This is a genomic window from Vibrio palustris (assembly GCF_024346995.1).
Lineage (GTDB): Bacteria > Pseudomonadota > Gammaproteobacteria > Enterobacterales > Vibrionaceae > Vibrio > Vibrio palustris.
Window position 1 is genome coordinate 587,355 of sequence record NZ_AP024888.1, and the last position, 11,968, is coordinate 599,322.

The 11,968-nt window shown below is 42.5% G+C and carries 12 protein-coding genes; 7 read left to right on the forward strand and 5 right to left on the reverse strand.

Features of this window, described 5'->3' with window-relative positions; translation table 11 throughout:
* Positions 1 to 108: 108 nt before the first annotated feature.
* Genes OCU30_RS15015 through OCU30_RS15035 form a run of 5 tightly spaced genes read left to right on the forward strand, consistent with a single transcriptional unit; the run spans position 109 to position 5,764 of the window.
* Positions 109 to 1,863, forward strand: a complete 1,755-nt coding sequence (locus tag OCU30_RS15015) for an ABC transporter substrate-binding protein (RefSeq protein ID WP_077314251.1) — start codon at positions 109 to 111, stop codon at positions 1,861 to 1,863.
* Positions 1,864 to 1,880: 17 nt separating this feature from the next.
* Positions 1,881 to 2,834, forward strand: a complete 954-nt coding sequence (locus tag OCU30_RS15020; RefSeq protein WP_077314250.1) for an ABC transporter permease — start codon at positions 1,881 to 1,883, stop codon at positions 2,832 to 2,834.
* Between the two features lie 10 nt (positions 2,835 to 2,844).
* Positions 2,845 to 3,735: an ABC transporter permease gene (locus OCU30_RS15025; RefSeq protein ID WP_077314249.1), complete on the forward strand. Its 891-nt coding sequence runs from the start codon at positions 2,845 to 2,847 to the stop codon at positions 3,733 to 3,735.
* Positions 3,735 to 4,766, forward strand: coding sequence for an ABC transporter ATP-binding protein (locus OCU30_RS15030; RefSeq protein ID WP_162841030.1), 1,032 nt, complete (start codon positions 3,735 to 3,737; stop codon positions 4,764 to 4,766). Before OCU30_RS15025 ends, OCU30_RS15030 begins: the two co-directional genes overlap by 1 nt.
* Complete coding sequence (locus OCU30_RS15035; RefSeq protein ID WP_077314248.1) at positions 4,763 to 5,764, forward strand: ABC transporter ATP-binding protein; 1,002 nt, start codon at positions 4,763 to 4,765, stop codon at positions 5,762 to 5,764. Before OCU30_RS15030 ends, OCU30_RS15035 begins: the two co-directional genes overlap by 4 nt.
* Before the next feature lie 107 nt (positions 5,765 to 5,871).
* On the opposite strand, the gene OCU30_RS15040 is transcribed toward OCU30_RS15035, so the two are convergent.
* From OCU30_RS15040 to OCU30_RS15050, 3 genes are all read right to left on the reverse strand, one after another.
* Entirely contained in the window at positions 5,872 to 6,279 is a 408-nt protein-coding gene (locus OCU30_RS15040; RefSeq protein WP_159439122.1) for an OsmC family protein, read from the reverse strand.
* A gap of 408 nt (positions 6,280 to 6,687) precedes the next feature.
* Positions 6,688 to 8,547 (reverse strand): sensor domain-containing diguanylate cyclase, encoded by a 1,860-nt coding sequence (locus OCU30_RS15045; protein WP_077314246.1) that lies wholly within the window; start codon positions 8,545 to 8,547, stop codon positions 6,688 to 6,690.
* A 133-nt stretch (positions 8,548 to 8,680) separates the two neighbouring features.
* Positions 8,681 to 9,076, reverse strand: coding sequence for a phosphate-starvation-inducible protein PsiE (locus OCU30_RS15050; RefSeq protein WP_077314245.1), 396 nt, complete (start codon positions 9,074 to 9,076; stop codon positions 8,681 to 8,683).
* Positions 9,077 to 9,422: 346 nt separating this feature from the next.
* On the opposite strand from OCU30_RS15050, the gene OCU30_RS15055 reads away from it, so the two are divergent.
* Positions 9,423 to 9,605, forward strand: coding sequence for a hypothetical protein (locus OCU30_RS15055; protein ID WP_077314244.1), 183 nt, complete (start codon positions 9,423 to 9,425; stop codon positions 9,603 to 9,605).
* A gap of 293 nt (positions 9,606 to 9,898) precedes the next feature.
* The gene (locus OCU30_RS15060; protein ID WP_077314243.1) at positions 9,899 to 10,339 is read left to right on the forward strand and encodes a DUF3069 domain-containing protein; all 441 of its coding nucleotides are present in this window, start codon (positions 9,899 to 9,901) and stop codon (positions 10,337 to 10,339) included.
* Between the two features lie 169 nt (positions 10,340 to 10,508).
* Here OCU30_RS15060 and OCU30_RS15065 read toward each other — a convergent pair whose 3' ends face one another.
* Together OCU30_RS15065 and OCU30_RS15070 are read right to left on the reverse strand one after the other, a co-directional pair.
* Positions 10,509 to 11,126, reverse strand: coding sequence for an NUDIX hydrolase (locus tag OCU30_RS15065; protein ID WP_077314242.1), 618 nt, complete (start codon positions 11,124 to 11,126; stop codon positions 10,509 to 10,511).
* Positions 11,127 to 11,252: 126 nt separating this feature from the next.
* A complete protein-coding gene (locus OCU30_RS15070; protein ID WP_235861850.1) occupies positions 11,253 to 11,864 on the reverse strand; it encodes a GNAT family N-acetyltransferase in 612 nt (203 codons plus the stop codon).
* Positions 11,865 to 11,968 lie beyond the last annotated feature (104 nt).

An 11,968-nucleotide genomic window follows, 5' to 3' on the forward strand; every position in this document is an offset into this window, starting at 1 on the left:
TGGATATAACCGCAGGAAGCGCCTCTCATTCGATGATATAAGCAAAGAATATCAGTAACCTGCCTTAGCGCTTCCTCCCCTCAAACATTGAATGCAAAAGGAGTTTGTATGAAAGTCTCAACCTTGTTGCCTTTGGCCGCGATTATCGCTGCCTCGTGCGCACATGCTGGTGAAACGAAAGTCTTTAAATTTTCAGATAATGGGGCCCCTAATACATTCGACCCCGTCCAATCAGGAACAACTTATAGCAATGAAATTGTCACGGCGGTCTACGATACCCTGTATGAATACAAATATTTAAAGCGCCCTTATGAGCTTGAACCCAACCTCGCTGATGGTATGCCAACCGTCTCTAATCATGGTCTGACCTACACCATTAAAATCAAACAAGGCGTTCATTTTATTGACGATGATGCCTTTAAAAATGGTAAAGGCCGTGAAGTGACGGCGCAAGATTTCGTGTATTCAATCAAACGTCATTACGATCCTAAAAATCGCTCGCAAGGGGCATGGGTATGGGCCGGTAAAATAGCTGGGATGAGTGACTGGAAAAAAGCCGGTTCAGATTACTCTCAACCCGTCAAAGGCCTGAAAGCGTTAGATGACCACACGATTCAAATCACGTTAACCGAACCTTTTCCGCAACTGATGTATACATTAGCAATGGGATACTCAGCCGTGGTGCCACACGAGGCAGTAGCAAAATACGGACGCGAATTTGGCCTACATCCTGTCGGTAGCGGACCATTTGAGCTTACATCAACCAACAGCACCAAAACTGTATTGGTACGCAATCCACACTATCGCCAAGATGTGTTTCATGCCAAAGCCGAAGGGTACGATCCTAATATTCATGGTGACACAGGGATTGCTTCGCTCGATGGAAAAACTATGCCGTTTGTTGACCGCATTGAAGCCAACTGGGTCAAACAACCGTCGGCGCGCTGGAACTCATTTAGTAAAGGGAATGAAATACAAAATACCAAGCTACAAAATGAACAGATTGATCGAGTATTAAAATCCAAAGATCCGGTAACATTACGCCTTGAGTACGCCAAGAAATATCATTACCGGGTGGCAACCGAAGCGGGCATGGTTTACAACCTATTTAACTTTGATGACGACTATTTTGGTTACAGTAAAAACCCAAAAACGAACAAAGAAAACAAAGCACTGCGTTGTGCGATAGTAAAATCATTTAACTGGCCACAACGTATTGAGCGTTTTTATCTTGGGCTAGGTCAGGCCTACCCTGGTTTCATTGTACCCGGTACCGATGGTTACGATCCTAATATGGATAACTCGGCCATAGAGCAAAATCTTGCCAAAGCGAAACAACTACTCAAAGACAACGGTTGGAATAAGAAAAACTTACCCGTGCTCCACTATCCGTCAGTCTCTTCAGTGCGCAGTAAACAGTTCTTTGAGCAGTTCCGCGGTAACTTAATGAAAATCGGTTATCCCGGTAACAAAATTAAGTTTAAAGCCTATGCGACATTTGGTGACTTTAACCGGGATATTAAAAACAGTAAAACCCAGATGATGCCAATGGCTTGGTTGCTCGATTACCCAGACGCTGAGAATACTTTGCAACTTTTTTATGGTCCAAACCGTTCGCCCGGCGCTAACAGTGCGAACTACGAAAACCCACAATACGATGCGCTATTTAAACAAGCCTCGGTGATGCAACCTAGTCCTGAGCGCACCAAAATCTACCGTCAACTCAACCAGATGTTAGTTGACGACTGCGTTGGCATTGGCAGCTTTTCACGTACCAGTATACTGATGTGGCATAAAGACACGATTATGTGGCCAGAGCCAAGTATTCTAGGTAACTACTTTAAATACGTTGACGTGAAATAAATAGGATATCGCCTAACATGGAAACGTTAAAATACTGTATGCGGAAGCTGGTTTACAGCCTTCCGCTGCTTTTTGGAGTCACTCTGATAAGCTTTATTCTGATGGTCTATTTTGGCCCAGATAAAACTTACGATTTATTAGGTCGTAACCCAACCACGCAACAAATCGCCGAAGTTCGTCACCAATTAGGTTACGACTTACCCTTTTGGATACGTTATTGGGATTACCTTAAACAAGTCGTGACCTTTAACTTCGGTTATTCTGATTCAAGCGGAGAGCTTGTTACAACGATTCTTGGACGAACCATTCCTATTTCACTAATGCTAGGGCTACCTGGATTTATACTTGGGCATGTCATCAGTATCGTTTTGGGATTAGTGGCGGCTTATCACCGTGGTAAATGGATAGATAAACTCGTCATGTCGACATCTGTCATCGGTATGAGTATTTCATTTATCATCGTCATCATTGCGTTACAGTTGGTGTTTTGTTCAAGTTATGGGCTTAACTGGTTTCCTGTCTATGGCTGGAACGTGCATAATTTTACTGATTTTTTATACTATGTCACCGTCCCCACTCTGTGTACTATTTTTGTCTCTGTCGGCTATACAACACGGTTTTATCGGGCAATTTTAGTTGAGGAAATGAATCGCGATCATATTCGCACCGCGCGAGCATTTGGCCATTCATCGCTGCGTATTTTAATCAAGCATGTACTCAAAAATGCCCTGATTCCCATTATTACCCGCGTCATATTCTCCATTCCTTTTGTCTTGGTTGGAGGATCATTATTACTGGAAAGCTACTTTGGCATTCCCGGGGTCGGGTTAATCACCTACAACGCCATTACAACAGGCGATCTTCCGTTACTTAAAGCCGTTATCGTACTGATCACTCTATTATATATTGCAGTGGTGAGTGTGGTGGATGTGATTTACAAATTAGTTGACCCACGTATTTCGTTGCAATAAGGACATTGCTATGACAGATGTAATTTCACCACTTTCAGGTGTCGCAGAGATGAAGCGCGAATCCTTGTGGAGCAAAGCCTTCGTTAAATTTCGGCAAGACAAAATTGGGATGATCAGCTTAGCGGTAGTGTGTTTTTTCTTGGTGATTGCCGGCTTAGTTTGGGCAGGCATTATTGGCCAGCACTGGGACGAGCTACTCGCTAATGGGCAGATGGGCCCAAACTCACAATATTGGTTCGGGACCACCATCAATGGGCAAGATATTTTACAACGCACTTTGTTTAGTACCAAAACCGCTTTTCAGGTTGGGCTGGTGGTTGCGTTTTTCTCTATCCTATTTGGCGGCCTATTTGGTGCCCTGATTGGCTATTATTCCAATAGTTGGTTTGATGAGTTTATCCTGTGGATAATGAACAGTATCGATTGTATTCCCTACTTTCTTCTCGTTGCCGCGATTTCAGTCGCGTTACAAGACAACCCCTATGCCATGCACATCGCCATGATTATAGCGTTTTGGACCAGCACTGCACGGGTGATTCGCGGTGAGGTTATTAAGCTTAAAAGTATGGAATTCACTGAAGCGGCATACTCGCTAGGTGTGCCTACCTACCGCATTATTTTCAAGCATTTGTTACCTAATACCTTGCACATATTGCTAGTGGATATGACTTTATTATTTATCACCGCGATTAAAAGCGAAGTCGTATTAAGCTTTTTAGGTATCGGTGTAAAAAATAGTATTAGCTGGGGGGTGATGATTGCCGAAGCCAGCACAGAGGTCAGTGCTGGACATTTTTGTAATTTCTTTGCCGCCTCAGTGCCGTTATTTGTCTTAGTCCTCGCATTCAACATGTTCTCAGACTCCCTACAAGATGCATTAGATCCAAGGAAGGTGTCATAATGGATACCCAGCATATTTCCACAGTATCGCCGTTACTCTCAGTGAAAAACTTAGCGGTAGAGTTTAACACCGATAAAGGGATCGCCAGAGCCATTAACGGCATCAGTTTTGATGTCCTACCTGGTGAAACGTTAGCCATCGTGGGTGAATCCGGCTGTGGTAAATCGGTCAGCTCACTGGCGGTGATGGGCCTTATTCCTTCACCTCCTGGTAACATTGTCGAAGGCAGTATCCGCTTTAAAGGACAGGAGTTAGTCGGCCTTGATGATAAGTCTTATCGTTCGTTACGCGGTAACGAAATTTCAATGATTTTCCAAGAGCCCATGACTGCGCTAAATCCAGTATTAAAAATCAGCACTCAAATGATTGATGTGATTCGCAATCATTACGATATTAGTAAAAAGGAGGCGAAACAGCGTGCGGTCGATATGTTACGTACGGTGGGCATTCCCGCTCCAGAGAAACGCGTTAACGAATACCCGCATCAACTCTCTGGTGGAATGCGCCAGCGAGTCATGATCGCGATGGCGTTGTCTTGCCATCCATCGTTACTGTTAGCCGATGAACCAACAACAGCATTAGACGTCACCATTCAAGCTCAAGTCATGCAAGAAATGGTGCGTTTAAAAGACGAGTTGGATATGGCGATGGTTTTAGTCACGCATGACTTAGGTGTCGTCGCAGAATCTTGTGACCGTGTGGTTGTTATGTATTGTGGGGAAGTCATTGAGCAAGGTACTGTACAAGACATTTTTGCACAGCCTAAGCATCCATATACTCATGGTTTATTACGCTCGATCCCGGTGGTACGCGATGAAAAAATTCGCCGTTTACCGACTGTAGAAGGGGTCGTTCCAGATTTATTTCATTTACCAAGTGGATGTCGATTTGCCGATCGCTGTTCGTATGCAACGGATGTTTGTCATGCACAATCACCACAGTTGGAATCAGTTGTGGCATTTGATGACGAGCATTATGGTCAGTTTGGACATCAGGTTGCGTGTTTCCATCACGAGGAGATTACCCTATGAGTACCACGCTTAGTTATGACACCTTAGTAAATGTCCAAGGTCTAAAAAAACATTTCCTCGTCGGGAAAAAGTCGTTATTGGGTCGCTCGCAATCGGTATGTAAAGCGGTCGATGATGTGAGTTTTAGCATAAAAAAAGGCCAAACACTTGGTCTAGTCGGTGAATCTGGCTGTGGAAAATCGACGCTTGGACGCTGCGTATTACGTTTAATCGAACCATCAGACGGCAATGTAATCATAGACAATAAAGACGTTGTCCATTTAAGTCGCGGTGAGCTAAAAAGCATGCGGCGCGATATGCAAATGATTTTTCAAGATCCCTTTGCTTCGCTTAGCCCACGTATGACCATCCATGATATTTTACGTGAGCCGCTTGATGTCCATCATATTGGTAGCGTGCAAGAGCGAGAAGAAAAGATTGCCGAGGTAATGAGTATTGTTGGCTTAAGGCCGCAAGCCTTAAACCGTTATCCACATGAGTTTTCTGGCGGACAACGTCAACGTGTGGGGATTGCGCGTGCTTTGGTATTAGAACCCAAACTCATTGTCGCCGATGAGCCAGTCTCAGCATTGGATGTCTCAGTGCAGGCACAAGTACTCAACTTAATTGCCGAGCTGCAGGAGACACGCGGTATTTCATTTTTGTTTATCGCCCACGATTTAGCGGTCGTACAACATATCTGTGATGAGGTTGGCGTGATGTACTTAGGGCGTATGGTCGAACACGCACCAGCGGAGGTGCTATATCGCAATCCAAAGCACCCTTATACTCAAGCGTTGCTTTCTGCTATTCCCGTTCCCGATCCGACGTATCACAAAACACATATCCCACTGCAAGGTGATGTGCCATCCCCGCTCTCACCGCCAAGTGGTTGTACTTTTCGAACACGCTGCCCTATCGCAACCGCAAGGTGTGCCCAAGAAGTACCTGTCAATCGTAATGTGAGTGATGACGCAGCCGAGTATCAGCATCGCGTCGCGTGCCATTTCGTCGATTAAGTGGTTAATATTGTCGCTATTGTAAAATAGACGCGTCCCTTCTTATTCCAGTTGGGACGCAATTACGATTGGCATGTGTCACTTATCACAGGTAAACCATCCCAGCATTACGCGGCGAGTTTCACCACATGGTAACTGTAGGTCAAATTGACAGCCGGTGTCAGCATTAAGCTAACATGGCTACATTCATGAATAGCAGAAGAAAGCACTCGTGTAACCAATACTTCCGTCATCCCCGTCCCTTTGATGATGTAGTGCAAATTGATGCTATCAAATAAACGCGGCTGCGCTTCAGTCAAGGTGTAAGTCAACTGTGCTTGTACTGCAACTAATTCCACACCATGATTGTTTAGCTGAGCAATCACTTCGTTAGTACAGCTAGTCCCTAATGCCGAAAGTAACACATCCGTTGCGCAAGGCGCCGTTTGGTCATCAGTATCGACGGCTAAATCCTGCTGATTACCGGTTGTGACCTTAAATTGATGCCCTTGTTGCCATTTGACACTAACACTCATGTGAGCCATCTCCTAAACCAATTCAGTATTGATTGCAGCGTGCTATAGGTACGATTGTACATTCAATCTCACACCGTCAATCATTGCAATAATCTAAAAGAGCTCAACCACTCTTCTATATTATCCGCTCATTTATTTACTCTATGGAAGACAATATCTGTTAAAAATTTGCCTTTTATCAGCATGAATTCGTTCAATCATTAATCACATGTTGAGCGAAGCAGAAGATACTAGCAGACGATGAGAACGGTTTCATTAACGGCACCCCGCATAATGAAATAAAACTGCTTGAATGATTAATAATCACTCACTCGTTAACTTTACCTCTTTAGGAGTATAACTATCAATTGATAATTGTTATCATTTATAGAAAATAAGTAACAATGTAGTCACAATACGACCTCCAATTTATGACTCATTGTCAAATCGCTCCTCATCATTACTCACATGATAACCACTTTTACGCGATTTTTTCACGCTGTACATCGCAGTGTCTGCACGATGAATCCATTCCCGCAGTTCGACATCGATATCAAGTAGTTGAGCAATTCCTATGCTCACACCAATATGAATATCCTTGCCTACTATAGTATAAGAACGACATAAACGGCGATGAATCATCTGCGCAACAAGCTTGGCTTCACTTAGCGCATGAGTGTCCTTTTGATGGGCCAATAAAATAGCAAATTCATCACCACCAAGACGGGCAGTCGTCGATTGACAATGTTCAAACGTCTCATCGATAGAGTGTAAACGTCGTGAGACTTCAATCAATACCTCGTCACCGGCAATATGACCGTAGTTATCATTAACGGCTTTAAATCCATCTAGATCGAGTAATAACAACGTATATTGATACGGCCTCGCTTGCGGTTCAGTAGTGATTACTTTAGTTAACGCCTTATTAAATAGCAGACGATTCGCAAGGCCGGTTAGGCTATCGTGGTTCGCATTAAATTTGATCTGCTTGGCAATTGCCTCACGATTACTGATATCTTCCACTGTGGTCACCCAGCCTTTATCAGGTAACGGTGTATAAATCACATCAATGACACTTTCAGCCCCTAAACGGTATTTCATCCGTAATTCTTTATTAAGTTCAAAGTTCATTTGCATTCTATTAATCAAGGTCGTTATATCCCCGGACAATAAATTAACGTCAGTTAGATGTTTGATAATCTGGCAAAACGTCATACCAATGGTGATATCATTTTCTGTGAGCTGCAATATTTTCAAGTAACGCTGATTCCAATATTTAAGTTTGGCCTCAGCGTCATATACCGCAATCCCTTGGCTCATGTTTGCAAGTATTGCCGAAAATTCATTACGCTGAGCACGAGCTTCGCGCTCTTTCTCTTCCAATAGGTCGTCTTGGCGCTTACGAGCGGTAATATCTTGGAAACCGCCAATTAAGCGTTGCAATTCTTCACCTTCGTATACACCAAACCCGGTAGCCTTTACCCAAATCTGTCGACCTTTTGCCGTAACAAAAGGCACTTCGACATCCCATATACCGTGTTTTTTTAGCCCATCTTCAACAACTTGAGTAATGATTGAGCGTGACTGCTCTGGGTAGAAGTCATAAGCAGTATCTAAGCTGGGAATATAGCGGTCATCGACTTCATGAATTTCTCTTGTTTTTCTGGTCCAAAACAACTCTTGTGTAACGACGTCAAACTCCCAACCACCGACCCCCGATACATTCGCGACTTCTTCAAGTAAACGCTCTTTACGCATCGCGAGATCTCGCGCTCTTCGTTCTGACTGCTGTGCAAGCTGTGCACGGATGGCATTAAACTGCGAATTGACGAGGCCACCAACACTACTCGCGAGTAAGCGTACTTTACTCTCAATACTGGCCCTATCGACTAAGTTTTCATCAAAAATCATGGTCACCGCGCCAATCACGCTACGGTTACCATCCGATAGCGCCGTTGCCATTATGGATTGATGAGTAATGTGTTTGAGTTCCTCCTCATATACGGAGTTATCGCTGGATAAAGACATAACTCTGGCACTTACGCGTATATGATCTTGCAGCCTGTCTTCTGCTTGACCACGAGAAGGGAAATAGGTGGCGACAACTTTTGAGCGATCTCTATTGCCTATAGTGACTCGGATATCTTCAGACCGAACGCAAGAGGCCGCCATCATTAATAAGTGATTTAATTCGGTAAATTGCGCGTCTCTATAAGAGAGCAACAGATCAAAAGCCTGTTGTTCCAACTCTGCATCGTGTACAGGTTCCGCTTCAAACCGCGTCACCATAGCTCCTCCTTAAGCATCAAACTTGTTATGTGGAGTGGAAGTAATGAGTCATAAATTTGAAAAAACAGACACATTGATAGGTTATTCCAGCTATAACACTAGCGAAAACGAAGCTCATAGCGAGCATAAACCATCAGTCATCGTGAGAACCATAAGGAAACCGGACATGACCAAATCGTATAATCAAAATAGCGACAGCAATCATCAAAATCGCGCCTGATAAACCTAACAAGGTTGTCATATCCAAGTTCTTCATATCCAATGCCATATAACGAGCAATCGCTACAATGACGATATATAGCGGCATTCGAACCGGGAAACGACCTGATTTGAGGTATAATCCAACCATCGCGAGTACTTCAAGGTAAATAAATAAAAGTAACAGATCCCCTAAAGACACTTTTTGAATGTGATAAATACCGACCATTTCTTGGCCCATCGCAATAACGGTCAATATCGCGATACACATAAGTCCGACAATCTCTGCTGCAACCAATAAATGCTTTCCAGCTTGCTTTAATACGTTCATGGGTGATCCCTTTACCCTTTTCACTGACAAAATTAGAATCACAATAACCAACATCATATGTCATTGAAATGTTAATAATGACCAGTGCAAATTAACTTATACTATTATGCGAGCGAAATCACAATAGGCATGATGACAAATAACTCGTTAACTATAGCCTATCTACATGTAAATAAAGAAAATTTTTATTTACATATCAACGGAACTTTTTCAAGTGCCGTGTTTTCTGATTCGTTAAACTAAAGTTGCATTTTTATGTGATGCATAACATGACATAAATCGTTTATGGTTGATCTCGGTCAATAAGCAAACAATAAAAGCCAACAAACACAATACAGAGGTCATTATGAAAATTATTATTGAATACGATAAAGCGGGTAAATATCGTGATGAAGCATGGGAAACACCTATACTACGTACAAAAGGACAGACTCAAGCAGTAAGTCCTGCCTATGCAGCACAACTGATTAAAAAACATGAGGCTCATTTGTTCAAAAGTGATTCAGGTGAAGTCGTGTTCGACCGTTAACCATGGCGGTTATTCGACCGTCATATAAGGGGGGAGTCATCCCCCTCCTTGTTCTTACTCAATGAATCAACATATTGTCTATTTAAACTGCCCCACCTCTGCTTTCTCAATGAATATCCAATAAACACTTTCTCTTCAGATTATTTCTGACTATGCTAATCTCTACAATATATACAGCTCTCACCTACAATATTGTTCATAAACTCAACACTTAACCGTAAAATGAATACGGGTAGTTGACTTGCACCGATAAGTACTTACGATGCCTCTTTTCAATTGACAGGAATGCAGATATGTCTGAAGCCAACACATACAATGAGAATCAGGAAATCGAACTAAGTAGTTTGCCTGATGAACTCCGCCAAGTGATAGAGTTTGAAGAAATTCCAGCCGAAATGTTTACGATGATATTCTCGATTCACGAAGTATCAGAAGAAGCAGTTCGAGAGTCATGGGATGCACTTCCAGCCAGTGCACAAAACATATTGGATAACTTTGAGCAGTTCCATGCTCTAATTTCAGTTAGCCAAGCATTTGCTGGTATGAATGTCATGGAAGAGTTTCCAACATTAGATCTTCCAAAGGAAATGACAGAAGAAGATAAAGAAGCTTATCGCTCTCAATTGTTAGACGATGTACTGTTTAACTGTGTAAAAGACATGACCAAACAATTGAAAAAAGCACGCCGCGATGCGGTTCTCAAACGTGATTTCCGTACTGTGTTTTCGAAGTAATTCAGTTTACAACACAACGGCTTTACGAAAGAACTTTCTTTTTTACAGCAACATCGTGACGTTTACATGAAAAAACCTACTGCTTGCAGTAGGTTTTTTCATGTAAACGTCCATTCTTGAGCGACTCACCTCAATGTAAACGTGTTAAAAATAAATCATCTTATGGTAGCTAATCCACATAAACCGCTAAGTCCGGTTGGTGAAAATGCTTAAATAGCATGGTGATATCTTCATTTATCGTACGTGAAGCCGATAATTGTGGTAACTCATCAGGATGAAAAAACTGGGCATCGGTTGTTTCTAAACTTTGTTGCAGCTTACCAGATTGATAATCACATAAGAAAAATAACTTATAAATATGGAAAGGAAATAAAGGATGGTACCCATGAACTGCACGATCTTTGATCGCTACTAACCTGGGATTATCAACGATCAGTCCAGACTCTTCACGAACTTCGCGAATCACCCCTTCCGTCGGTGTTTCACATACATCGCCCCAGCCACCAGGCAACGACCAACAACCATCTTGTGCCTCTTTGACCAGTAAAATTTTACCGTCATAAATCACCCCAGCACGTACATCGACTTTTGGTGTTGGATAGCCTGTTTCTGGCAAATATAATCCATCAACCTGCTCTACCGTACTCCCAGCTAAATCAGCAATCATTTTATACGCAATATGTTTAACTTGCTCAAATCGCTCCAAATCGTAACCATCATTGCTGTACGCCCGTCCAGCTTGAGCAATCGCTTGTAGCTCCTTTGCCATCGTTAACCAAGAATGCATGTCTACTCCTTATTTGCACACATAAACGCATTGGAAACATTAGCATAATAATTCAATAAAGATGTGATATAGCAATTAAAATGTATATTTATCAAACTGAGTTACAAGCATGTATGATGCTATAATTCACATATTGTTCTTGTTTATGGGCAGCTCTAGTTCTGAGATTATTTCATTCCATTCTTCTTTAAGAACCCCCATAAAAACATTATCGTAATACTGACCTTGGTAATAACGGACGCAACGTACTCGCCCTTCTTCTTTCAAACCCAACTTATGCGCACAACGTAGCATTTGAATATTACCAGACCACGTGGATAGCCCAATTCGTGGTAGATCAAACTCTTCAAACAAATGCGAAATCCATAAAATTAAGGCATTATACCCCACTCCTTGAGCCCAATAATCCGGATCATAGATAACAATACCAATATCTAACCAACGTGATTCACGGCTTTCCCAGTAATATGAAACCGTACCAACAGGCTGACCATTAACGGTAATTAAGCGTTTATCTTCGCCTAGGCACAAAGCAGTAAAATGTTGTTGAGTGAATTCTTCTATCGTTGGACACTGCGAACTGAGATAGGGCGCATTGTGGGCAGTCCAAGACGTATCACGGACAACGAGTTCATAAAGGCTGTCTCGCTCTTCAGGAGTTGCGGCTCTAAGGGTAACATCTCCAAACTGCATTGGTTGATGATTCATTGGTATAGTCGACTGTAGTGATTTACTCATCTTAACCTCGCTTAATCATATGCAACTATTAGATTATAGTAATAACTCATCGATTCGCGAATTTCGTCCTCGTATCTATTATTTACTCGGCAATACTGCCGCTC